Source organism: Arsenicicoccus cauae (genome assembly GCF_009707125.1).
In the GTDB taxonomy this organism is placed as follows: Bacteria; Actinomycetota; Actinomycetes; order Actinomycetales; family Dermatophilaceae; genus Arsenicicoccus; species Arsenicicoccus cauae.
This window is the reverse complement of record NZ_WLVL01000039.1, coordinates 210,645-234,299: the sequence shown is the minus strand read 5'-3', so window position 1 is coordinate 234,299 and position 23,655 is coordinate 210,645. Positions and strand designations below refer to the sequence as shown.

Annotated in this window: 20 protein-coding genes and 1 tRNA gene; 13 read left to right on the top strand and 8 right to left on the bottom strand. The window is 73.0% G+C overall.

From position 1 onward, the window contains the following. Positions 1-305: 305 nt before the first annotated feature. Positions 306-3,830 carry a TM0106 family RecB-like putative nuclease gene (locus tag GGG17_RS11565; RefSeq protein ID WP_154593859.1) on the bottom strand — a complete coding sequence of 1,175 codons (3,525 nt, stop codon included), beginning with the start codon at positions 3,828-3,830 and terminating at the stop codon, positions 306-308. A gap of 118 nt (positions 3,831-3,948) precedes the next feature. Here GGG17_RS11565 and GGG17_RS11560 point away from each other — a divergent pair, with 118 nt between their 5' ends. The 5 genes from GGG17_RS11560 (at position 3,949) to GGG17_RS11540 (ending at position 9,695) form a co-directional block, all read left to right on the top strand. Beyond that, positions 3,949-4,599: an NAD(P)H-binding protein gene (locus GGG17_RS11560; RefSeq protein ID WP_154593858.1), complete on the top strand. Its 651-nt coding sequence runs from the start codon at positions 3,949-3,951 to the stop codon at positions 4,597-4,599. 122 nt (positions 4,600-4,721) lie between these two features. Next, entirely contained in the window at positions 4,722-4,982 is a 261-nt protein-coding gene (locus tag GGG17_RS11555) for a hypothetical protein (RefSeq protein WP_230082909.1), read from the top strand. 14 nt (positions 4,983-4,996) lie between these two features. Next, positions 4,997-6,817 (top strand): glutamine--fructose-6-phosphate transaminase (isomerizing), encoded by a 1,821-nt coding sequence (gene glmS, locus GGG17_RS11550; RefSeq protein ID WP_154593856.1) that lies wholly within the window; start codon positions 4,997-4,999, stop codon positions 6,815-6,817. 185 nt (positions 6,818-7,002) lie between these two features. Further along, the gene (locus GGG17_RS11545) at positions 7,003-8,544 is read left to right on the top strand and encodes an amidohydrolase (protein WP_154593855.1); all 1,542 of its coding nucleotides are present in this window, start codon (positions 7,003-7,005) and stop codon (positions 8,542-8,544) included. 242 nt (positions 8,545-8,786) lie between these two features. Beyond that, entirely contained in the window at positions 8,787-9,695 is a 909-nt protein-coding gene (locus tag GGG17_RS11540; protein WP_154593854.1) for a DUF559 domain-containing protein, read from the top strand. 139 nt (positions 9,696-9,834) lie between these two features. Here the strand turns inward: GGG17_RS11540 and GGG17_RS11535 are convergent, their stop codons facing one another. Further along, positions 9,835-11,049, bottom strand: coding sequence for a globin domain-containing protein (locus tag GGG17_RS11535; protein ID WP_154593853.1), 1,215 nt, complete (start codon positions 11,047-11,049; stop codon positions 9,835-9,837). Positions 11,050-11,207: 158 nt separating this feature from the next. Here GGG17_RS11535 and GGG17_RS11530 point away from each other — a divergent pair, with 158 nt between their 5' ends. Together GGG17_RS11530 and GGG17_RS11525 are read left to right on the top strand one after the other, a co-directional pair. After that, positions 11,208-12,143, top strand: coding sequence for a pirin family protein (locus GGG17_RS11530; RefSeq protein ID WP_154593852.1), 936 nt, complete (start codon positions 11,208-11,210; stop codon positions 12,141-12,143). Then, positions 12,140-12,781, top strand: coding sequence for a phosphatase PAP2 family protein (locus GGG17_RS11525; RefSeq protein ID WP_154593851.1), 642 nt, complete (start codon positions 12,140-12,142; stop codon positions 12,779-12,781). The genes GGG17_RS11530 and GGG17_RS11525 overlap by 4 nt, the downstream gene beginning before the upstream one ends. Positions 12,782-12,787: 6 nt before the next feature. Here GGG17_RS11525 and GGG17_RS11520 read toward each other — a convergent pair whose 3' ends face one another. The 3 genes from GGG17_RS11520 to GGG17_RS11510 all read right to left on the bottom strand — a co-directional run bounded on the left by GGG17_RS11520 (position 12,788) and on the right by GGG17_RS11510 (position 15,453). Further along, positions 12,788-13,942 carry an NAD(P)/FAD-dependent oxidoreductase gene (locus tag GGG17_RS11520; RefSeq protein WP_154593850.1) on the bottom strand — a complete coding sequence of 385 codons (1,155 nt, stop codon included), beginning with the start codon at positions 13,940-13,942 and terminating at the stop codon, positions 12,788-12,790. 391 nt (positions 13,943-14,333) lie between these two features. Further along, a tRNA-Pro gene (locus GGG17_RS11515) sits at positions 14,334-14,410 on the bottom strand. Positions 14,411-14,520: 110 nt separating this feature from the next. Beyond that, positions 14,521-15,453 (bottom strand): metallophosphoesterase, encoded by a 933-nt coding sequence (locus GGG17_RS11510; protein ID WP_154593849.1) that lies wholly within the window; start codon positions 15,451-15,453, stop codon positions 14,521-14,523. A 90-nt stretch (positions 15,454-15,543) separates the two neighbouring features. Between GGG17_RS11510 and GGG17_RS11505 the strand changes: the two genes are divergently transcribed. Beyond that, entirely contained in the window at positions 15,544-15,996 is a 453-nt protein-coding gene (locus GGG17_RS11505) for a GatB/YqeY domain-containing protein (protein WP_154593848.1), read from the top strand. Between the two features lie 74 nt (positions 15,997-16,070). Here GGG17_RS11505 and GGG17_RS11500 read toward each other — a convergent pair whose 3' ends face one another. Further along, on the bottom strand, positions 16,071-18,449 hold the full coding sequence (locus GGG17_RS11500; protein WP_154593847.1) for a transglycosylase domain-containing protein: 2,379 nt from the start codon (positions 18,447-18,449) through the stop codon (positions 16,071-16,073). A gap of 186 nt (positions 18,450-18,635) precedes the next feature. On the opposite strand from GGG17_RS11500, the gene GGG17_RS11495 reads away from it, so the two are divergent. After that, complete coding sequence (locus GGG17_RS11495) at positions 18,636-18,965, top strand: WhiB family transcriptional regulator (protein WP_154593846.1); 330 nt, start codon at positions 18,636-18,638, stop codon at positions 18,963-18,965. A gap of 15 nt (positions 18,966-18,980) precedes the next feature. Here the strand turns inward: GGG17_RS11495 and bagB are convergent, their stop codons facing one another. Both bagB and GGG17_RS11485 read right to left on the bottom strand, forming a co-directional pair. After that, positions 18,981-20,162, bottom strand: a complete 1,182-nt coding sequence (bagB, locus tag GGG17_RS11490) for an ArsA family ATPase (RefSeq protein ID WP_154593845.1) — start codon at positions 20,160-20,162, stop codon at positions 18,981-18,983. Further along, positions 20,159-21,196 (bottom strand): ArsA-related P-loop ATPase, encoded by a 1,038-nt coding sequence (locus tag GGG17_RS11485; protein ID WP_154593844.1) that lies wholly within the window; start codon positions 21,194-21,196, stop codon positions 20,159-20,161. Before GGG17_RS11485 ends, bagB begins: the two co-directional genes overlap by 4 nt. A gap of 50 nt (positions 21,197-21,246) precedes the next feature. Here GGG17_RS11485 and sp36 point away from each other — a divergent pair, with 50 nt between their 5' ends. Genes sp36 through GGG17_RS11465 form a run of 4 tightly spaced genes read left to right on the top strand, consistent with a single transcriptional unit; the run spans position 21,247 to position 23,626 of the window. Next, positions 21,247-21,399: a Sp36 family protein gene (gene sp36, locus GGG17_RS11480; protein ID WP_154593843.1), complete on the top strand. Its 153-nt coding sequence runs from the start codon at positions 21,247-21,249 to the stop codon at positions 21,397-21,399. A gap of 12 nt (positions 21,400-21,411) precedes the next feature. Next, positions 21,412-21,888 (top strand): RidA family protein, encoded by a 477-nt coding sequence (locus GGG17_RS11475; protein WP_154593842.1) that lies wholly within the window; start codon positions 21,412-21,414, stop codon positions 21,886-21,888. 8 nt (positions 21,889-21,896) lie between these two features. Then, positions 21,897-22,814, top strand: a complete 918-nt coding sequence (locus GGG17_RS11470; protein WP_154593841.1) for an NUDIX hydrolase — start codon at positions 21,897-21,899, stop codon at positions 22,812-22,814. After that, positions 22,811-23,626: an MBL fold metallo-hydrolase gene (locus tag GGG17_RS11465; RefSeq protein ID WP_375804518.1), complete on the top strand. Its 816-nt coding sequence runs from the start codon at positions 22,811-22,813 to the stop codon at positions 23,624-23,626. The genes GGG17_RS11470 and GGG17_RS11465 overlap by 4 nt, the downstream gene beginning before the upstream one ends. The last annotated feature ends 29 nt before the right edge of the window (positions 23,627-23,655 follow it).

The following is a 23,655-nucleotide window of genomic DNA, read 5'->3' as shown; positions in this document are numbered from 1 at the left end:
GGGACGAGGGAGGCCCGCAGGGGGCGTCGTGGCCAGGCCCGGCCGACAGGCCTGACACAGCCCCTGAGGACCCGACCGAGGGACGAGGGAGGCCCGCAGGGGGCGTCGTGGCCTGGCCCGACGACCCGCCTGACACCTCGCAGGGAGGACATCACGACCCAGGTGGGGTCGACGCGGAATGACGCGATGACCCCACCTGCCCCAAACCCCACGAGGGGTCGCTGAGCCCGGAGGCCGGCGGCCCCTCGTGGTATGTCCGGGAGCGGGTCGGTCCCGGGCCGGGGGGAGGGTGGGCCGCCGCACGGTCACCGGCCGCGGCACAGCCGGATGAACGCGCCCAGCTGGAGCAGCTGCTCGGGGGTGTGGGGGGTGAGCTCGGTGAGCACGCTCGACCGCACCAGCACGGCGAGCCACTGGGCCCGCGAGATGGCGACGTTGAGCCGGTTGCGGTCCAGCAGGAAGTCGGCGCCGCGCGGCAGGTCGGCCAGCGCGGAGGCGGTCATCGACATGATGGCTACCGGCGCTTCCTGACCCTGGAAGAGGTCCACGGTCCCGACGGGCACGTCGCCGAGCCCGGCCCGGTCGAGCGCCTCGCGTAGCAGCGCCACCTGCGCGTTGTAGGGCGCCATGACCACGAAGTCGTCCTGACCCAGAGGCAGCTCGTCACCGTCAGGCGTCTCCCGCCAGGGCATGCCGAGCAGACCCTGGACGATGTCGACGACGGCGTCGGCCTCCTCCGGGGAGGCCACCGAGTTGTCGTGGTGCTCGACCGTGACGACGCGCAGCCCGGGCTCGACGCCGCTCAGCGACCGGCCCAGGGTGACGGACTCCTCGGAGCGCAGACGTCCGGCGTAGGCCAGGTGCGAGATGGGCTCGCACACCGCCGGGTGCATCCGCCACGTGCGCTCGAGGAAGTACCCGAGCTCGGCGGGGAGGGTGTCGTGCCCGGCCGAGAGCCACCCGAGGGCGGACTCGTCGACGGGCTCGGGGTGGATGCCCTGGGACACCTGCGGGAGCTGCTGGGGGTCGCCGAGCAGCAGGAGCCGGGAGGTGCAGCGGGCTACGGCGAGGGTGTTGGCCAGGGAGTACTGGCCGGCCTCGTCGATGACCAGGACGTCCAGCTCGCCGTCGTCGACCGCGTTGAGGTTGCAGAAGTCCCACATCGTGCCGCCGACCACGCAGCCCCGTGATGCGGCTCGGTGCTCGTCGAGGAATCCCCGCACGGCACGCGCGTCCTTGAGCGCCGTCCAGGAGGGGTCCTCGTGCTTGGTCTTGGGCTTGCAGACGTCATCCGCGGGGACGCCGACCTTGACGACCTTGTCGAGGACGTTCTCGACGACCGCGTGCGACTGGGCGACCACGCCCACCCGCCAGCCCAGCCGGACCAGGTTGGTGATGACGTGCGAGGCGACATAGGTCTTGCCGGTCCCGGGCGGTCCCTGCACCGCGAGGTAGGACCCGTCGAGCCCCGTGACGGCGGCCGTGATGGCGCCCACCGCGTCACCGTCCACCACGGGCGGCAGGCGGTCCAGCCCGCTGAGCCGGGGCGGCCGGCGGCGCAGGACCTCGATGCCGGGGTGGGGCGGGAGCGCCGCGACCCCCCCGGCCGCGTCCACCCGTGACGCCAGGGTCAGCAGGGCGTCCTGGATGGCCTTGACCATGGGGCCGGGTCCGACGGTCAGGGCCGCGGGCAGGTCGTCGTGCTCGTGGGCGCCCTTGGCGAGGCGCTCCTCGATGGTCAGGCGCAGCCGCCCGCCGGGCACCACCTCGGCCTCGGTGACCGCGAGGGTGCTGGTGGCTCCCATGGCCTCCGGGCTGGGCGCCTCGATGCTCACGGGGACGGGAGAGGGATAGACGAGGAAGCCGCCTCCCTCGCCCTTGCCGAAGGACATGCCCGGCTCGTGCCGACCCACCGCCGACAGCACCCGGCGGACGCTGCGCCTGCCGGGCGGCTTGCCCCAGTCCTCGACGACCTCGACGCGGTCCAGGACGACAGCGTCCCGCGAGGCGGGCCAGTCGTCGAGCGAGGACTGCAGCCGGTCGAAGTGCGCCCACCAGAAGGGCTTGCCCTCGCGCCGGTGGTAGTCGACGGATGCCGCCACCATGGCGACCGCCTGGTCGTCGGCGTCGCGCTGGTCGGCGGGGCCCGCCAGCGCGAGGAGCCGCTGCACGACCGCCGCGCCGGGGCCGGCGTCGTCCCCGGACGTCGGGTCCTCTCCCTCGGGCCCCGCGTCGATCGCAGACCCTGTGGGGGCGCTCTCGCTTGCGATGGCGGACTCGGTCAGCCGGTCGAGCAGCCAGTCGCGCAGCCGCAGCGTCGACACACAGTCGTACTCGTTGTAGTCCGCGATGGCCTGCAGCAGCCGGTCCGCCTCCTCGACGTCCCCTCGGGCGCGGGCCTCGGACCAGCGGTGGTACTCCACGATGGAGTCCCCGGCGGTCGTGACGTCGCCGCCGCGCAGGTCGTCGCCCATGTAGAGGGGCTCGAGCTTCTTGATGGAGTAGGACGGCTGCGAGACGCGCAGGGACCGCTTCACCACGCTGTAGAGGTCGACCAGGACGCCCTGCCTCAGCAGATCGTCGACGACCTGCTCACCGACGCCGTGGCGCCCGGCGAGGCGCAGCAGCGCCGACCGCTCGTAGGCGGCGTAGTGGTAGATGTGCAGCCCCGGGTGCCGGGCCCGGCGCTGCTCGACGTAGGCGAGGAAGTCGATCAGTGCCTGTCGCTCCTCGGCGCGGTCGTGCGCCCAGAACGGCCGGAAGGTGCCGTCGGTCTCGACCACGCCGAAGAGGTACTCCAGGCCCTGGTCCCCGGCCTCGTCGCCCGCCCACATCGGGTCGCCCTCGAAGTCGAAGAAGATGTCCCCCTCGTCGGGTGCGGGGATGGCCCGGAGCGCCTCGGGTGTGTGGACGTCGAACTGCACGGCACCCGTCGACCCGTCGGGCGGGCACTGGCGCACCTGCAGCCTCGCCTGGGCACGCAGCTTGTCGAAGGTCGTCCGCGCCATCCCCTCCACCGGCTCCTCGCACGCGGCGAGCTGGTCGATGGTGACGATCCCGGCGGCGCGCAGCCTTTTGCGCTGCACCGCGCGGACCCCGGCGACCAGCCACACGTCGCGGGCCGCCGCCACCTCGGCGGCGCACACGTCGCAGGACCCGCAGGCCGTGATGCCGGGGGCGCCCCAGGCGATCGGCTCGGTGGCGGCCAGCCGGGCGGTGACCAGCGCCACGAGGTGGGAGCGGCGCTCGGCATACACCGCCTCGAGCTCGGCCACCGGATAGGTGGGCGAAGAGCGGTCACCCAGCACGAGCGTCACCCGGTCAGTCGGGTCGATGCCGCCGCGACGGAGCTGGTCGGCGTAGGCCGCGAGCTGCAGCAGCGCGGTCACCTTGGCGTGCCGGGCGAGCTTGGTGTCGTGCACCTCGTAGGCGGGATGCTCCGGCGTCCAGGAGTCGGCGCGCACGAGGAAGTCGGCGAAGCCGAGGAGCTCGCCGTCGTAGAGGCACCCCTGGTAGACCACGGGCACGCCCTCCCGCATCGCGGCGAAGGTCGCCTCGCGGGCGGCCCACAGCGCGACGGGGGTGGGGCGGGGGTGCTCGATCCGGCGCACGCCCTGCTCGCCGTGCAGGGCGAGCCACCGCTCGAGCTCCACCTGCTCGTGCGCGTCCCCCAAGGTCGCGAGCTGGTCCATCATCGCGTCCGGCGCGGCCTCGCTCCGGGGCAGGCGCCCCAGCAGCACGTCCAGCCCGCGCAGCAGCCCGAGCTCGCACGTGGACGCGCGAGACAGGTCCGTGGCGCTGATCACGACGCGTTCGCCGATCTGGTGCATGTCGACCCCCTTGGTCCGTTGCGAGGAACGTAGCAACGACCACCGACACACCCCCTCGGGCATGAACGTGGACGTGTCGTCGTTGACCCGTAGACACCCAGAACGGAAAGGACTGCTCATGTCCCGCATCGCCGTCATCGGCGGCCACGGCAAGGTCGCCCTGCTCCTCGCCCCCCTCCTCGTCGCCGACGGCCACGAGGTCACCTCGATCATCCGCAACCCCGAGCACGCCCCCGATGTGGAGGCGACCGGTGCCACCGCGCGCGTCGCCGACGTCGAGCAGCTCGACACGGACGGCATCGCCGACGTGCTCCGCGGGCACGACGCGGTCGTCTGGTCCGCCGGCGCCGGCGGGGGAGCGCCCGAGCGGACGTATGCCGTCGACCGCGACGCCGCGATCCGCTCGATGGATGCCGCTGCGCAGGCCGGGGTCCGGCGATACGTGATGGTCAGCTATCACGGTGCCGGCCAGGACCACGGCGTCGACCCCGACGATGCCTTCTACGCCTACGCGCAGGCCAAGGCCGACGCCGACACCTATCTCAAGCGCACCGACCTCGCGTGGACGATCCTCGGCCCCAGCCGGCTGTCCCAGGACCCGGGCAGCGGTCGCATCGCGACCCCCGGCGTCGAGGACGCGGCCGCGTCGCGCGCCAACGTCGCCGCCGTCGTCGTGGCGACCCTGGACCGGCCCGACCTGGCCGGGCGGACCATCGAGTTCAACGACGGCGACACCCCCATCGCGGAGGCGCTGGCCGACCTCGGCTGAGACCGAGCGAGATCGAACGGGATCGAGGCTCAATCCCGCCCAAGCAGTGCAAAACGCCGAGTTCCTGCCCGATATCGGGCAGGAACTTGTCGTATGACGTCCCTCCGCCTCACGATCATCCTGTGCACGACCCCGACATCGTGGATCGCGTCGCCGCCTCGACCGGCCTCTGCCGCTCCGAGGCCGAGCGCGTCGTCGACGACGTCGTCGCCTGGCACCGGGAGAGCGTCGAGGACTACGTCCGCCGCCGCCACGCCCACCTCAAGACCTACGGCACCCGCAACGCCGAGGCGTTCGCCATCATCGCGGACGAGCTGCGATCGCGGGTCGTCGCGGCGCCCGAGCTGTCCGAGCGACAGCTGCGGCGCATCATCTACGGCTGACCAGGAGATCACCCATGTGCGGCATCGTCGGATACATCGGATCCCAGCCCGCGGCACCCCTTCTCGTCGAGGGGCTGCAGCGGCTGGAGTACCGCGGCTACGACTCGGCCGGCCTCGCCGTGCTCGGGCGGACGGGAACCACGGTGGTGCGCACCGTCGGTCGCGTCCGCGGGCTCGAGGCTGCGCTGCCCAAGCGGCTCGCCGGCAAGGTCGGCATCGGCCACACCCGGTGGGCGACCCACGGACCCGCGGCCGAGCGCAACGCCCACCCGCACCGCAGCGAGGACGGACGGATCTCGGTGGTGCACAACGGGATCATCGACAACGCCACCGCGCTGCGCGCCCAGCTCACCTCTGCCGGGGTGGAGCTCGCCAGCGACACCGACACCGAGGTCCTCGCCCACCTCGTCGCCCGCTCCGGCGCCGACACCCTCGAGGGCGCCGTGCTGGAGGCACTCGACCGCATCACCGGCACCTATGCGCTCGCCGTGGTCGACGAGCGACACCCGGACCGGATCGTGGTGGCCCGCAACGGCTCTCCGCTGATCATCGGCGTGGGGGACGGCGAGATGTTCCTGGCCTCGGACGTGGCAGCCCTGGTCCGTCATACGACCTCCGTGGTGCACCTCGACGACGGCGAGCTGGCGACCATCACCGCCACGGGCTTTGGCACGTTCACGGCCGACGGCGAGGACACCGGGCGCACGCCCGTCGAGATCGCCGTCGCCGCAGAGGATCTCGAGCTGACCGGGCACGAGCACTACATGCGCAAGGAGATGCTCGAGCAGCCCGACAGCGCCGAGGCCGTCATCCGTGGCCGGCTCGACGAGCGTTTCGGCACGGCCCGGCTCGACGGCCTCAACCTCGCCCCGCGCGAGCTGCGCGGGTTCCGGCGCGTCAAGATCCTCGGATGCGGATCCGCCTACTACGTGGGGCAGCTCGGCGCCCAGCTGCTCGAGGAGCTGGCCCGGGTGCCCGCCGACGCTGAGGCCGCCTCCGAGTTCCGCTACCGCAACCCCGTGATCGAGCCGGACACCCTCTACGTCGTCGTGTCGCAGAGCGGCGAGACCGCCGACACGGCCTTCGCCGTGCAGGAGGTCAAGCGCAAGGGCGGCCAGGTCGTGGCCCTCGTCAACGTCGTCGGCTCGACCATCGCCCGCGAGGTCGACGGTGGCATCTACCTGCACGCCGGACCCGAGATCGCGGTCGCCTCGACCAAGGCGCTCACCAACATGGCCATGGCCTTCGCGATGCTGGCGCTGCTCATCGGGCGCGTGCACGACCTGTCGGTCGCGGACGGCAAGCGAATCATCGACGGGCTCAAGGCGATCCCCGCACAGATCCGCGAGATCCTCGGCCAGGAGGGCGAGATCGCCGAGCTCGCCCGCGAGATCGCCGGCTCTCAGAGCGCGTTCTACATCGGGCGCGTGCGCGGCTTCCCGGTCGCGCGCGAGGGTGCGCAGAAGCTCAAGGAGGTCAGCTACATCCACGCCGAGGCCTACCAGACCTCCGAGCTCAAGCACGCCCCGCTGGCTCTGATCGACGAGTCCATGCCCACCGTCGCGATCATCCCCGACGACGACCTCACCGACCGCAACGTGGCCGCGGCCGAGCAGGTGCTGGCGCGCAAGGGCCCGCTCGTCGCCATCACCCACCCCGGAGTCGACCTGTCCCACCTCGGGATCCGCTCGATCGTCGTGCCTCGCAGCGAGCCCGAGCTCGACCCGATCCTGCTGACCATCCCCACGCAGCTCATCGCCTACCACGCGGCCCTCGCGCTCGGCCACGACATCGACAAGCCGCGCAACCTGGCCAAGTCCGTCACCGTCGAGTGACGGCGCAGGGGCGTCTTGGCCGGCAACCCCCGTCGCGAGCTCCATCCGCCGTCTGCGGTGGCGGCCCCGGTCTCGTGCTGCAGCCCGAGGCCGGCGCCAGCGAGCAAGACGGTGGACAGGGCGCCAGACGCCGCGTCGTGGACGCCCACCTCCGAGCGGCCCGGCGCGCCAGGTAGCGTCGCCGCATGAGCTCGACCTCCCTCCTGATCCACGACGTGCGCCCGGTCGGCCTCGACAGGCCCGCCGGCAGGGGGGCGTCGCTGTCGCGAGGCGAGCCGGTCGAGCCTGTTGACGTCTTGGTGATCGACGGGGTGATCCGCGAGGTCGGCCCACGCCTGACGGGTCGCGCGGGCCGAGGCGTCGACGTGCTCGACGCCGGCGGCCGCTTCGGCATACCGGGCCTGTGGGACCAGCACGTCCACCTCGACCAGTGGGCGCTGCAGCAGGTGCGGCTCGACACGTCCCTCGCGACCGGACCGGGCGATGTCGTCGAGCTGGTGCGCCGGCGCGTCGCGGAGCTCGGGACGGCCGACCGGACCAGCGTGGTCCAGGGATGGGGACACCGCTCCTCGACCTGGGCGGAGCCGCGGACCGCGGCGGCGCTCGACGAGGTGAGCGGCGATCACCCCGTCGTCCTCATCAGCGGTGACGCCCATCACGGGTGGATGAACTCCCGTGCGCTGCAACGCCTCGGCTTCCCGGCCGGGCCGGGCGCGGGGGTGGTGGAGGAGGGGCCGTGGTTCGCGGCGTACGGGCGGCTGGGGACGACCTTCGGGCCCGACCCGCACCTCGGCGACGGCCTACGCACCGTGCTCCGCTCGGCCGCCGAGCTCGGCGTCGTCGGCGTCGTGGACTTCGAGTTCGGCGGGGCGCTGGGGTCGTGGCCGGGCCGCGTGGCCGCGGGACTGGACACGCTGAGGGTGCGGGCATCGACCTACGAGGACGGCCTGGCCGACGTGCTCGCCCGCGGTCTGCGCACCGGCGACCCGCTCGACCGGACCGGGCTGGTCACCATGGGGCAGCTCAAGCTCATCTCCGACGGCTCGCTCAACACCCGTACGGCACACTGCTGCTCGCCCTACCTCGACGGGACGGGCCGCGGCGCGCAGAACTACTCGGGCGAGCAGCTCGTCGAGCTCCTCGGCCGGGCGGCGCGGGCCGGTGTGGAGTGTGCGGTGCACGCCATCGGGGACGCGGCGGTGCGGATCGCGCTCGACGCCTTCACGGCCACGGGGGCGCGCGGTGCGATCGAGCACGCCCAGCTCGTGCGCTGGGAGGACGTGGCCCGGCTCGCGGCGCTGGGTCTGCGCGCCAGCGTCCAGCCCGCGCACCTGCTCGACGACCGCGACGTCAGCGACGGCTGCTGGGCCGACCGGACGGACCGGTGCTTCGTGCTGCGGTCGATGCTCGACGCCGGCGTCGAGCTCGCGCTCGGCTCCGACGCGCCCGTGTCCCCGCTCGACCCCTGGCTCGCGATGGCGGCGGCCGTCCACCGCTCCGGCGACGACCGCGCGCCCTGGCACCCGGAGCAGGCCATCACGGTGCGCGAGGCGCTCGCGGCGTCGGTCGACGGCCAGCGGCTCGCGCCCGGCTCGCGCGGCGACGTCGTCCTGCTCGACGCGGATCCCGTTGCCCTGGTCGGGGACTCGCGCGAGCTTGCAGACGGGCTGCGGCGGATGCGCGCCGGCGCCACGGTCGTCGCCGGTCGCGTGGTCCACGGCGCCTGAGCCGTATGCCGTCCCGCCCCGCACCGCCCCGCGCCCGCTCGCTGCCCGCCACGCCCAGCCCCCGACCCCCGGCGTGCACAACTGCTGCACTATGGGAGCCGGTGAGAGCGAATTCCGTTGGGGCACAAAGATCGGATGACGATGGGGAGGGGCATGTGCAGCAGTTCGTGACGGGGATGCCCGAGACCGGGCCCTGTGGATGACGCCCGCGGTGTCCGATCGAGCGGGGTCATGCTGGCCCGATGCGCACCGTTGCCAAGACGATCGCCGAGCTGGGTCATGTCGCCACGTGGGCCGAGCTGCAGCCCCACGTCACGCGCCGCGCCGTCACGACCGCGGTGTCGCGGGGCGAGGTCGAGCGCCTGAGCCGCGACCGCTACGCCACACCCGGACTTCACGCCGCGCGCCGTGAGGCGGAGCGACACCACGGCGTCGTGTCTCACCTCAGCGCCGCGGTCCATCACGGGTTCAAGGTGCGCACCCCGCCAGCCCGTCCGCAGGTCACGGTGCCGCGCACGCACCACGTGACCAAGGCGGACGACGACTGCTGCGAGGTCAGGCTTCGGCGCCTGGGCCCCGGTGACCACGCGCAGGGAGTCACCACACCCCTGCGGACGGTCGTGGACTGCGCACGTGACCTGGCGTTCGAGGACGCGTTGTGCGTGGCGGACTCCGCCCTGCGCTCGACCCAGGTCACCGCGGACGACCTGATCGCCGTGGCACGGCGCGCGCGAGGCCCGCGCGCCCGCGCGCTGAGGCGCGTGGCGCAGCACGCCCACGGCGGCTCGTCTGGCCCGATGGAGACGGTGCTGCGGGTCATCGCCCTGGGGTGCGACCTCGACCTGTCCCCCCAGCTGCAGATCGCGGATCACGGGCTGTTCGCGGTGGTCGACCTGGGAGACCCCGCCCTGCGGCTGGCGGTGGAGGCCGACTCGTTCGCCTGGCACGGCGATCGCCGCGCGTTGGATCGTGACTGTCGCCGCTACGACGAGCTCGTGGTCTGGGGGTGGACGGTGCTGCGGTTCAGCTGGGAGCAGGTCATGCTCGACCGCGACTTCGTCGAGTGGTGCCTCACGCACGTCGGCCGCGGGCGGGACGGGATCGCCCCGCCCGTCCCGCCGCGACCCACGCCGCGCCGCCGCCCCGCGTAACCAGCTGCTGCACTCTGGACCTGGGCTCACGCGAATGCCGTTGTCGCACAACACCCGTTTGTCGCAACCGCCTCCTATGTGCAGCAGTTGTGCACGCGGGCCACCCGCCAGCGCACGGCCGGCGCGCCGCCCGCGTCGGTCAGGCGGCGTTGTCGGGGTTCTGCGCCCACAGGTCCGGGCCGAAGACCTCGTAGCCGATGTCCTCGGGCGCGACGCCCTTGTCGATCAGGGTGCGTCGCACGGCCTGCATGAACGGCAGCGGCCCGCACATGAACACCTTGGCGCCTGAGGGGATCTCGGCGTCGGACAGGTCCATCAGGCCGGGGCGGGCGGGGTGGATGGTGGGGGCGGAGTCGGCGTCCTCCTCGTACCAGAACTGCCCCACCACGTCGTGCATGGCCTCGGCCTGCCCACGCATCGAGGTGTAGAGCGCCTGGTGCGCGTGCGAGCGGTCGGCGTGGAACACGCGGACCGAGCGGTGCGGCTGGCGCTGGGACAGGTCCTCGAGGATCGCGGCCATGGGGGTGATCCCGATCCCGGCCGACACCAGCACCAGCGGCGCGTCGGACTCCTCGAGCACCACGTCACCGGCGGGCTGGGAGATGTCGAGCACGGTGCCGACGACCGCGTTGTCGGCGAGCCAGTTGCTGACCTGGCCGTCCGGCACGCCGTCCGCGCCGTGCACCCGCTTGATGGTGAGGCGGAAGGCCTCGCGACCGGGCACGCCGGAGATGGTGTACTGACGTGGCTGGCGCTCGCCGCCCGGCAGGTCCACGCCGACGGCGACGTACTGACCCGTGTGGTGGGCGGGGAGCTCGCCCTCGACGGGCTTGATCACCAGGGAGAAGGACTCGGCCGTCTCGTCGGTGCGGTCGACGACGGTGTACTGGCGCCAGGGGTGCTCGGGGTCGGTGCCGCCGAGGGCGTAGAGCTTGCCCTCCTCGGCGATCAGCTGGCAGGCGAACAGCCAGTAGACCTCGTCCCAGGCTGCGGCGATCTCGGGGGTGACGGCGTCGCCGAGGACGTCGCCGATGGCCCACATGAGGTGGTGCCCGACGATCGTGTACTCATAGCTCTTGATGCCGAGCGAGACGTGCTTGTGGGCGATGCGCTGCATGATCGGCCTGAAGTCCGGGGCGTCCGGGTCGATCAGGTTGACGGCATAGGCCACGACCGACGCGGCCAGCGCCTTGGGCTGCTCGCCGATGGCCTGGTTGGCCTTGTTGAACACGCGCATCAGCTCGGGGTGCGCCGCGAACATGTGCGGGTAGAAGCGGCGCGTGATCTCCTCGGCGTGCTCGGCGACGACGCCGGCCGTGGCCTTGACGGTCTCGGTGGACTGCGGTGACAGCATGTGGGGTTCTCCTCGGGCCCCGGCGTCAGGCCGGGGAGTAATTACGGGATTTAGAGGAACAATGGCAGCGTAGCCCCTCTGCTTGGCAGGTGCCGCTCGGAGTGGGATCGTTCTGTCATGCGTCTGCCTCGGCCTCCTTCTCCGGCAACGGACTTCGTATGACGCACGCCCTGGCCCCCCGACTCGTTCCGCTCGGCGGCCCGCGCACCATGACCGTCCGCCGCACGCTGCCCCACCGCGACCGGACCCTGGTGGGGCCGTGGTGCTTCGTCGACCACTACGGGCCGGACGACGTGGGGGTGACCGGCGGGATGCTGCTGCCGCCACACCCGCACATCGGCCTCGCGACGGTGAGCTGGTTGTTCGACGGCGAGCTCGAGCACCGCGACAGCCTCGGCACCGAGGTCGTCGTCCGCCCCGGCGAGCTCAACCTCATGACCGCCGGCGACGGGATCGCCCACTCAGAGGTCTCCACCGCCGCCACGACGACCCTGCGCGGCGCTCAGCTGTGGCTGGCCCTGCCCGACGGATCCCGGGGCGTGGCACCACGGTTCGAGCATCACGCGCCGGCGGCCGAGGAGGACGAGCACGGCACGCTACGCGTGGCGATCGGATCCATCGAGGGCGTCACCTCGCCCGTTCGCGTCGAGTCGCCCACGGTGGCAGCGGAGCTCGTCGTCCGTCCCGAGACGGAGCGCGTCGTGCGGCTGGACCCGGCATACGAGCACGCGGTCCTCGTCGACTGCGGAGCGGTGGTCGTGGACGGTCAGGTCGTCGCTCCCGGGAGCCTGCTGCTGCTCGACGCGGGACGTGCGAGCCTCCGCGCGCGGGCGGGCGCCCACGGTGCCCGCCTGCTGCTGATCGGCGGGGAGCCGCTCGACGAATCCCTCGTCATGTGGTGGAATTTCGTCGGGGGCAGCGACGAGGAGGTGCGAGCAGCGCGCGCCGACTGGATGACGGCGATCGGCGCGGACGACGATGGCGGCCGTCCTGAGCGGTTCGGTCCGGTGCCGGGATGGCCGGCCACGTCCGTCCTGCCCGCCCCCACCCTGCCGGCAGCGCCCATGCGCCCGCGCCCACCCCGGCGGTCATGAGCTCCACGAAGGACCCCTGGGACGGCCACCCGGACATCGTGCGCCTCCTCGGTGCGCCACCGTCCCGCTGGGCCGACGCGGTCGGGCGGGTGCTCGACCCGAGCTGGCAGACGCTCGTGCTCGCGCTGGTGGTCTCGTTGCGCCACAGCCCCGATGTCGCGAGCGGGCTGGGGTGGGCGGTGGCCGCCACCACCTTCTGCGTGGTCGTGCCGTATGCCGTCCTGGCCGCCCTCGTCGGTCGCGGGCACGTCACGGACCGTCAGGTGGTGATCCGTGAGCAGCGCCGGATCCCGCTTTTCGCGGCGCTCGCCTCGGTGGTCGTGGGGCTGGTGACGCTCGCCCTCGTCGGTGCGCCCCGCCCGCTGGTCGCCCTGGTCGCGACGGTCCTGGTGGGCCTGCTCGTCCTCGGCGGCGTGTCGCGGTGGCACAAGGCGTCCTTCCACGCCGCCGTGACCACCGTGTCCGTGGCGGTGCTCACGCGTGAGCTCGGCCCGGGGTTCCTGCTGGTGGGGGTCCCCGTGCTGGCGCTCGCCGCGTGGGCGCGGGTGCGCGCGGGGCGGCACAGCCGTGCGCAGGTGGTGGTGGGTCTGCTGGTCGGCATCCTGGTGACCGCCCTGATCGACCACACGGCGACCTGACCCGGCTCAGACCTCGTCGATCGAGGCGCCCTCGGTGACCAGCTGCTCCGCCCGCTTGTAGTCGTCGTCCGCCTCGTAGGTCAGCGCCCCGACGACGACCCCGTCCTGGGCATACCAGACGGTGAGCCCGCCCGGCCGCTCGACGACCCTGACCTCGTCGAAGCCGTCGCCCCACGCCACGTGCTTGAGGGTGCGGTCGCCGATCTCGGACCAGAAGCCGGGCACCGCGGTCCAGGACTCGTCTGCACCTGCGGCGTTGCGCCCCGCGATCTCGCCCATGGTCAGCGCGTCGCCCCAGTGCTCGACGTGCAGCGGACGGCCGGCAGCGGCGTTGTGGGCGCGGGTCACGTCGCCCGCCGCCCAGACGCCGTCGACCGAGGTGCGGAGCCGGTCGTCGACCACCACGCGCCCCTCGTGCGTCGAGATCCCCGTCCCCGCAAGGTAGTCCGTCGACGGGGCCACACCGAGCGCGGCGAGCACGAGGTCGGGGGAGCGCGTCGTGCCGTCGGACAGGTGCACCTCGCGCGGCGCCCGCACGCTCGTGACCTCCCCGCCGGTGACCAGCGCGACACCCTCCTCGGCCAGCCAGTCCGTGAGCAGCTGCGACGCCCGGTCACCGAGCCGCGCCACCTGCGGCGCCTGCTCGGTCGTGACGACCGTGACGTCGATGCCGCGCCGAGCCAGCGAGACGGCCGCCTCGCAGCCGATGAACCCCGACCCGATCACCACCGCCGAGTGCGCGTGGCTCGCCGCCTCCACCAGGCGCTCGGCGTCGGCGAGGCTGCGCAGCAGGTGCACGTCGGCGTCCGGCTCGGCGGTGGGCAGCGGCGTCGGGGTGGCCCCCGAGGCGAGCACCAGTGCGGCATACGGGATCTCACGGCCCCCGGCATGGACCACCCGGGCGTCGGGGTCGATGCGATTCACGCGGGTGCGGAGCTCGACGGTGATCCCGGCGAGCTCAGGGTCGGCGCCGTCGATGGCGACCGGCTCGGGTGCGAGCTCGCCGCGCAGGACGTCCTTGCTCAGCGGGGGACGCTGGTATGGCGGATGCTCGTCCGCCGTCAGGATCGTCACCGGCCCGGGGCCACCCGCATCGCTATAGGCCTGGGCGGCGCTCACCCCCGCAGGCCCCGATCCGACGACGACCAGTCCGTGGCTCATGGCGGCTCCGCTCCTCGGTGCGTGCGGTCGTGGTGCGCGATCTGCGTTCTCGGGCGCATACCCCGGAGCGCGTCCACCATGCCGTGCAAGTCCGGCGACAAAGCGGGCCCTCCGAGGAGGGCCGTTGAGCCAAGATCCCGACAGGGATCCGGCGGGGTGTGACCATGGTTCACGATCGGAGTCTGAGTTGCCGCCACTGATGCCATCGTCATTTCACATCAACCGAGCCCGTCTCACGGCGTCGCCGCTGCCCGACACTGTCACGGGGCCGAGCAGAGCCGCCTTCGCGCGCCCACAGAAGTAGCGATAGCTCGCCGAGGAGATCAGGCTGTTCGTGCAACGAGGACAGGCTCTGACCCGCGTCGCCGCGGATCAGAGCCTGTCCCTCAACTGGTCGGGGTGACAGGATTTGAACCTGCGACCTCGTCGTCCCGAACGACGCGCGCTACCAAGCTGCGCCACACCCCGTGTTGACTGACCGAGGATAGCCGACGAACGCCCCCGGACACGAATCGATCAGGGAGCGTCGCCGCCCGCCCGGCTCGGCGACCTGATCACCCCAGCGCACACTCCCGCTCTCAGCCCCGCGCGCGCAGCGTCATCAGGGTGGCCTCCGGACGGCACGCGAACCTCACGGGCGCGAACGGCGAGGTCCCGAGACCCGCCGACACGTGCAGCCACGCGGCGTCGTCGGGCGCCTCGGACGACGGCGCGTTGTCGCAGGCCGGCCACCAGCGCGACAGTCCCTTGACCCGCTCGCGCCCCAGGTCGCAGTTGGTCACGAGCGCGCCGTAGAACGGGACGCACACCTGCCCGCCGTGCGTGTGACCGGCGATCACCAGGCCGGCGCCGTCGCGCGTGAAGGCGTCCAGCGTGCGCAGGTACGGCGCGTGCGCCACCCCGATCGTCAGGGCGGCGTCGGGGTCGGCGGGCCCCGCGACCTCGTCATACCGGTCCCGGTCGATGTGCGGGTCGTCGACGCCGACGAACTCGAGGTCGAGGCCCTCGACGCTCAGGTGGCCGCGCCGGTTGTCGAGGTCGAGCCAGCCGGCGTTCTCGAAGCCGCGCACGAGGTCCTGCGTCGGCAGCTTCGTGCGGTCGCCCTCGACGCGCGCGTGGTCGGACGTGAAGTAGCGGAAGGGGTTCTTGGCGACCGGCGCGAGGTAGTCGTTGGACCCCAGCACGAACACCCCCGGCCGCTCCAGCAGCGGACCCATGGCGTTCAGCACCGCGGGCACGGCCTGCAGGTGCGCGAGGTTGTCGCCGGTGTTGACCACCAGGTCCGGCTCGAGCGCGTCCAGTGAGCGCACCCACTCGATCTTGCGGCGCTGCGAGGGCACCAGGTGCAGGTCGGAGACGTGCAGGACGCGCAGGGGGGCGAAGCCGCGCGGCAGGACGGGCGCCGTGACCCGCCGCAGCGTGAAGGCGTTGCGCTCGACCGACGAGGCATACGCGAGGGTGGCGGCTCCGGCCGCGGTGGCTCCGGCAAGGGTGCGGGCAAGAGTGTTCATCACGGCCATGCTCCCAGACATCCAGCCCGTATGACGGCCCGACGTCATAGTCGGGTGACCGCGCGGTGGCGGGGGAGGACACTGGTGGGCATGAGCACTCTGAAGCAGACCCTCCAGCACGACCTGACCGAGGCGATGCGCGCCCGCGACCAGGTCCGCACCGCGACGCTGCGCATGGCGCTGACCGCCGTGACGACCGCCGAGGTGGCGGGGGAGCACCACGAGCTGACCGACGCGGACGTCCTCAAGGTCCTCACCAAGGAGGCCGAGAAGCGGACGGACGCGGTCGAGGCCTACCAGGCGGCGGGGCGGCCCGAGCTCGCGGAGGCGGAGGAGGCCGAGCGCGCGGTGCTCGAGGGCTATCTGCCGGCGCAGCTGGACGACGCCGCGATCGAGGCGCTGGTCGCCGAGGCCGTGAGCGAGACGGGCGCGACGGGGATGGGGCAGATGGGCCAGGTCATGAAGGCCGCTCAGGCCAAGGCCGCCGGCCAGGCCGAGGGTGGCCGGATCGCCGCCGCGGTGAAGCGAGCTCTGGCCTCCTGACGTCACAGATCGACCGGCCTTCGTCCCATTGGCCTGGGGGACGAAGGCCGGTCGATGTGACGACCGGGGGTAGGTCAGGGTGTGGGGGGTGCGGCGCGGTTGCTGGCGGGGGCCCGCGGCGTGCCCCGGACCCCGGTCGAGATCCGCAGCGTGACGGTGCTGCCCTTGGGGGCGCGGTCGGTCGGCCGGGTGCGGGCGACCGTGCCGCGCGGGTAGCCGCTGGCGACGCGCCCGCCGACGGTGACCCGGAAGCCCGCGCCCTCGATCGCGGTCGTGGCCTCGTCGACCGCCATGCCCCGGACGTCCGGGATGTCGACGGTGCGGCCGTCGTCCGCGGGCTGGGCCGCCTGGCCGAACGGCACGACCGGCTTGCCGTCGTGCGCCGCCCGCATGATGCCCTGCCAGATCGGGCCGGGGATCAGGTAGCCCATGGCCTTGGCGTAGTAGCGGGACGAGCCGTCGACGGAGTGCAGGCGCATGCTGCGCCAGGACCCGTTGTTCTGGTCCGGGGTGCCGGCCCACACGGCGGTGGCGTACTGCGGGGTGGCGCCGACGAACCAGGTCTCGTTGTCGGCGTCGGTGCCGGTCTTGCCGATGGACGGGCGGCCGATCTGCACCGGTCGGCCCGTGCCCTCGGTCATCACGCTCTGAAAGATCCCCGCCGCCTGGTTGGCGATGCTCTCGTCCAGCACGCGCCGGCACCCGGGCAGCTTGAGGTCGACCTTGTTGCCGTCGCTGTCCGTGACCGACTCGAGGGGGGTGTTGGGGCAGGAGATCCCGCGGTTGGCGACGATGGCGTACATCTGGGCCATCGTCTCGGGGCTGGCGTCCTCGCCGAGCAGCAGGGTGGGGGGGTAGGTGCTGAGGGGCTTGCCATCGGGGGAGCCGTCCTCGGCGGCGCGGCGCGAGTTGTGCATCCCCATGGCGAGGGCCGTGTTGCGGATGTTGCACGTGCCGATGTCGGCGGCCAGCGCGACGAAGGCGGTGTTGATCGAGTTGCGCGTGGCGATCCCGATGTCCGCGCCGGGCGGCGGGTCGTCACCCTCGGCGTTGCCGGGCTTCCAGGGCGCGCCGGCGCCGGTGGTGCAGCCGCTCTGGAAGTCGCGGGGGTACCAGGGGGTGCCGGGCGGGCGGATGTCCGGGATGACGTAGCCCTCGCCCTTGCCCTGCTTGAGCGCCTCGATCACCGCGAAGAGCTTCATCGTCGAGCCGACGCTGAACCCGCCCGAGGCGCCGTAGCGGAAGTCCGCCCCCCAGTTGACCTGGGTCTTGCCCGGCTCGGGCTTGCCGGTCGGGCTGTAGCCCGTCGACTGGACCATCGCGCGGATCTTGCCGGTGTTGGACTCGATCGTGGTGGCGGCCGACCCGAAGGTCGGGTAGTCCTGCGGCGAGATGATGCGGCCCATCGACTCGGCCGCCCGCTCCTGCAGGTCGGGGTCGATCGTCGTCACGATGCGGTAGCCGCCGCGGCGGATCCGGCCCTCACGCTCGTTGGGCTGGGTGCCGAACGCCGGCAGGGTCTTGAGGTAGTTGACGACGTAGTTGCACCAGTACGGGTAGGTCGAGGCGGCGCAGCTGTTCTTGGGCGGGTCGGCCCTGACGACGCCGAGGGGAGTGGCCTTGGCGGCCCCCAGCTGGGCCGCGTCGATGTAGCCGTAGCGGTGCATGGCCTCGAGCACGACGTTGCGGCGCGCGAGGGCCGCCTTGGGGTTGTGCACCGGGTCGTTGGCGCCGGGCTGCTGCACGACTCCGGCCAGGGTCGCGGCCTGGGGGATCGTCAGCTTGGCCGCCGTGGTCCTGAAGTAGTGCCGCGCAGCGGCCTCCACGCCATACGCCTGGTCCCCGAAGTAGACCAGGTTGAGGTAGTTCTGGAGGATCTGCTCCTTGGTGAGCTCCTTCTCGACCTGCGCGGCGTACTTGAGCTCCTGCAGCTTGCGCGACGCGGTCACCGCCTTCGCGGCCTTGGCCGCCTTGGTGTCCCCCCGGTCCAGGGCCGCCTTCTCGAGCGTGACCTTGACGTACTGCTGCGTGAGGGTGGACGCGCCACGCGCCGTCCCGCCCACGAGCGCGCCTGCCACGGCCGAGCCGATGCCCTCGAGGTCGACGCCGCCGTGCTCGTAGAAGCGGTGGTCCTCGATGGAGACCTGGGCCTTCTGCATCCAGGGCGAGATCGCGCGCAGCGGCACCACGATGCGGTTCTCGCTGTAGAGCGTCGCGATGACGGTCTTGCCGTCCGAGGCCAGCAGCTCCGACTGCTGCTGAGGCACCACGGAGGTGAACTCTGTGGGAAGAGCTTCGTAGACCTCCGTGCCCGACTTGACGACGGTGCCCATCACCGCCGTGGCTGGGATCAGCAGACCCGCCCCGAGGAAACCGCCGACCACCGAGACGGCGAGGAAGGCCGCCAACAGGCTCATCACGGTGGGGATGGCACTGAGTCGTCCCTGCTTCATGGGCCCAGCGTACTTTTTTTGGCGCGACCCGTAACCCACCGCCGGGGGGCGCGTTTACAGCGCAGAAGGCACCAACCGCGACACCGATGACTAGTCCCTATGATCGACCGTAAACCCCCCGGACGAGCCATGTGTCGCAATCGACGAACACCTACCCTTACGGGTGAAGACTGGGAGGCATTCGACATGACTGCACTGACTGCGCGCTCCGGGGAGCGTGCCGGCCAGCAGTGGATCCAGGAGTGGGCACCGCTCGGCAACTGCGTGACGCAGGACCCCGACGCGTTGTTCGTCCAGGGGGCAGCCCAGCAGCAGGCCAAGCAGATCTGCGTGGGGTGCCCGGTCATCGCCGAGTGCCTGGCCGACGCGCTGGACCACCGCACCGAGTTCGGGGTGTGGGGCGGTATGACGGAGCGCGAGCGCCGGGCCCTGCTCAAGCGTCGCCCGGAGGTGCAGTCGTGGCGCCCCGTCCTCGAGGCCATGCTGCAGCGCAGCAACCCCAACAAGGTCGCCTGACCCCCGCTCGCCCGCTCAGCCGCTCACCCCGAGAGACGCCGCCACCCGCCGCAGCCCGGCGAGGTCGTGCACGTCCGTCGCCTCCGCGGCCGCCACGCTGATCAGCAGCTCGGGACGGCTCGCCCGCAGCTCCGCCAGCACCTGCGCGTGCCGCTCCGCCACCCGGTCCGACGCCGCCCCCACCCGCAGCAGCGCCCCTGCTGCCCGGGCCGCCCGAGCATCCTGACCCCCTCCCGTCAGCCGCTCGGCGGCCCCCTCAGCCCCTCGTGCGCCCAGCGTCCCCGTCGCCGGGCGCACGAGCCGGTTGAGGACCAGCGCCGCGGCGGGCATCCCCTCGGACCGCAACCGCCGCAGGAAGTAGTCGGCCTCGCGCAGCGCCGTCATCTCCGGCGTCGCCACGACCACGAACGCCGTGCCCGGCTCTGAGAGCCGGGCGTAGGTCTGCTCGGCGCGCTCGCGGAAGCCCCCGAAGGTCGAGTCCAGCGCCGCCACGAAGGTCTGCACGTCCCCCAGCAGCTGGGTCCCCAGCACCTTGGACAGCACGCCTGACACGAGCGCCATCCCGCCGCCGAGTGCCCGCACGCCGACCCGTCCCCCGAGACGCGCGGGGGCGGTGAGGAGCCGGACCAGCCGCCCGTCGAGGAAGGACCCGAGTCGCTCCGGGGCGTCCAGGAAGTCCAGCGCCGACCGGCTCGGGGGCGTATCGACGACGATCAGGTCCCACGTGCCGTCCCGCTCGGCCTGGGTGCGGAGCTGGCCGAGCTTCTCCATCGCCATGTACTCCTGCGTGCCCGCGAACGAGCTCGATACCGACTGGTAGAAGGGGTTGGCCAGGATCTGCTCGGCGGCCTCCGGGGTCGCGTGCGCCACGACGACCTCGTCGAAGGTCCGCTTCATGTCCAGCATCATCGCGTCGAGGCGACCGCCCGCGGCCTCGTCGATCCCCGACACGGTGCGGGGGCGGTCGTCCAGCTCGGACAGCCCCAGCGACTGGGCGAGCCGGCGCGCCGGGTCGATGGTGAGCACGACCACCCGGCGCCCGGCCTCGGCGGCGTGCAGGGCGAGGGCCGCGGACGTCGTGGTCTTGCCCACGCCCCCCGAGCCGCAGCAGAGCACCACGCGGGTGCCCGGGTCCCGGACCAGGGCGCCGAGGTCCGAGGCCGTATGCCGGGCGCCGGGGCGGGGCGGGGCCGTCATACGAGCGCTCCGACCTGCGAGGCGAGCGCGGCCGCGAGCCGCGGGAGGGTGCGCGGACCGATGCCCTCGAGCGTCGGCAGCAGCACGGTCGGGAGCCCGACGGCGTCGAGGACCTCCTGCTGCTCGCCCTCGACCAGCAGCCGCTCGGCGTGGCCGCGCGCGTGCGCGAGGAGGCGGCGGGCGGTGTCGTCGGGTTCGGGGACCTGCAGCGCCCGCAGCTCCTCGGCGATGGCCGCCACGTCGACGTCGCCGTCGACGGCCGCGTGGAAGGCGTCGAGGTCGTCCTCGGCGAGCCCGTCGTCGCGCACCTGGTTGACCACGAGCAGACCGGTGCGCAGACCCGCCCCCCGCAGCTCGCCGACCGCCTCCACGGTCTCGGTCACGGGCATCTCCTCCAGCACCGTCACGAGGTGGACCACGGTCTGGTCCGAGTGGACGACCGCCGTGACCGCGTCGGCCTGCGCCTTGATCGGCCCCACCCGCGCCAGGTCGGCGACCTCGGCGTTGGCCTGCAGGAAGCGCACCACGCGACCGGTCGGCGGCGCGTCCACCACGACCACGTCATAGCTCTCGGGCGTGCCGCGGCGCCGCTGGTGACGCGGGGTGCGGCGGGTGGCCTCGTAGAGCTTGCCCATCACCAGCACGTCGCCCAGGCCGGGCGCGATGCTGGTCGCCAGGTCGACGGCACCCACCTGGTCCAGCACCGCCCCGGCGGGACCGAGGTGGTAGTGGACGCGGAGGTACTCCATCAACGAGGCCCGCGCGTCCACCGCCAGCGCGTGCAGCTCGCCGCCCGCCGGCGTGACCTGGACCAGCCGCTCGTGGTCGTCCAGCGGGCTGCATCCCAGCACCGGGGCCAGTGACTGACGCTGCTCCACCTCGGCCAGCAGCACCCGGCGACCCGACTCGGCCAGCGCCGTCGCCATCGCCGCCGCCACCGTCGTCTTGCCGGTGCCCCCCTTGCCGGTGACCACGTGCAGCCGCGCCTCGCGCCAGGTGTCTGACCAGGGCTCGGGGGCGGGCGCGGTCGGCATACGGCTGATGCTAGTGCCGTGACCCCCGCGGCGGTCGCTAGAGTGCGGGCATGACCACCTGGGAGTACGCCACCGTGCCGCTGATCGTCCACGCCACCAAGCAGATCCTCGACCAGTGGGGCCAGGACGGGTGGGAGCTCGTCACCGTGCTGCAGTCGGGCGAGGGCAACCTCGTCGCCTACCTCAAGCGCCCCAAGGCCTGACGGGGGCATGGCATGAGTGCCGTCGAGGACCGTCTCGCCGAGCTCGGGCTCAGCGTCCCCGAGGTCGCGGCCCCGGTCGCGGCGTACGTCCCTGCGCTGCAGGACGGGCGCCGCATCCACACCTCCGGGCAGCTGCCGATGGTGCAGGGCTCGCTCGCCGAGACCGGCAAGGTCGGCGAGGGCGACGGGCTCGTCAGCCCCACGCGCGCCAAGGAGCTCGCGCAGGTGTGCGCCCTCAACGCCATCGCCGCCGTGAAGTCGGTCGTGGGCGACCTCGACCGGGTCGCCCAGGTCGTCAAGGTGGTCGGGTTCGTCGCGAGCGACCCCACCTTCACCGGCCAGCCGGGCGTCCTCAACGGTGCGAGCGAGCTGCTCGGGCACGCCTTCGGCGACCGCGGGGTGCACGCGCGCTCCGCGGTCGGGGTGGCCGTGCTGCCGCTGGACGCGCCGGTCGAGGTCGAGATCACCGTCGCCCTCGCCGACGACTGAGCTCCGTGATGGGCGGCGAGCACGGAGTCGAGCAGGGGGTCGTACGCGACTTCCCCGCCGGCGGGCTCGGGTCGCGCGCCCGCGCGTGGCTCGACGGCGACGCCGAGGTGCGCCGTCACCAGGAGCCTCGGTATGCCGCCACGGTGCAGCTGGTCCGCGACGCGGCCGTGAGCTGGGTGGCAGACGACGAGACATCGTGCGGTGTCGAGGTATTCATGCTGCGCCGCGTCGCCTCGATGGCCTTCGCGCCCCGCATGATGGTCTTTCCCGGCGGCGGGGTGGACCCGCGCGACGCCGACCCGGCCCTGGTCGCCGACCACTGGGCCGGGCCCTCGCCCGCAGCCTGGGCGCAGCGGATGGCGTGCTCCGAGGACGTCGCGCAGCAGCTCGTGGTGGCCGCGGTGCGCGAGGTCTTCGAGGAGTGCGGGGTGCTGCTGGCCGGGCCCGATGCGGACTCGATGGTCGCGGACGTGCGCGACGCCGACTGGCACGCCGACCGGGTCGCGCTCGAGGCCCGAGAGCTGTCCTTCACCGAGCTGCTGCGGCGCCGCGGGCTGGTCCTGCGGTCCGACCTGCTGTCCTACCGCGCGCACTGGGTGACACCGGAGTTCGAGCCGCGGCGCTATGACACGGCGTTCTTCGCCGCGCTGCTGCCGGTCGGGCAGGTCCCGGACGACGCGACCTCCGAGGCCGACGCGGCGGGGTGGTGGCGCCCCACGGACGTGCTCGCCGGCGCGGCCGACGGGTCCGTGCTGATGCTGCCCCCGACGATCGTCGCGCTCGAGCAGCTGGCCGTCGCGTCGTCGTCGGCGTCGTTCGTCGCGGAGACGCCCGAGGTGTGGTCGATCTCATCGGACCTGGTCGAGGACGAGCAGGGCCGCATCTGGATGCGGGCGCGCGTGCCCGACACCGGGGCCGTCCCGTGACCGCCCCCGGCGCCCGTCTCGTGCAGCCGCCCCCGACCGCCACGCCGTGGCTCGGCGGCGTCGTCACCGAGCGGGCGACCTGCGTGCTCGCGCCCAACCCCGGCCCGATGACGCTCGACGGCACCAACACGTGGGTCCTGTCCGAGCCGGGCGGCGAGGCGGTCGCGGTCGTCGACCCGGGCCCGCTCGACGAGCAGCACCTGCGTGCCGTGGTCGCGCTCGTGGAGGAGCGCGGCGCCCGCGTGACCCGCACCTTGCTGACCCACGCCCACGCCGACCACGCCGAGGGGGCGGGGCGCTTTGCCGAGCTCACGCGCACGCGGGTGCAGGCGATCGGGGACGGTCACGACGACCTGCACGAGGGCTCGGTGCTGCACGTCGGTGAGCTCGAGGTGGCCGTCCTGGCCACGCCGGGCCACACGTCCGACTCCGTGTCCTTCGTGCTGCCCGCGGACAACACCGTGCTGACCGGCGACACCGTGCTGGGCCGCGGAACGACGGTGGTGGCGCACCCCGACGGCGTGCTCGCCGACTACCTCGCCTCGCTGCGGCGCCTCCGGTCGCTCACCGGCAGCGGCGCCGTCACACGGATCCTCCCCGGGCACGGGCCGACGGTCGACGCCGCCGACGAGGCGGTCGCGTACTACCTGCAGCACCGCGCCGACCGGCTCGATCAGGTGCGCGCCGCCCTCGCCGACGGGGACGCGACGGCTGACGAGGTGGTCGAGCGGGTGTATGCCGACGTGCCCCGCGAGGTCTGGCCGGCGGCCCGGCTCAGCGTCCTCGCCCAGCTCGCCTACCTGCGCGACTGAGGACGCCGCGAGGCGGCGGGCCCGGCATA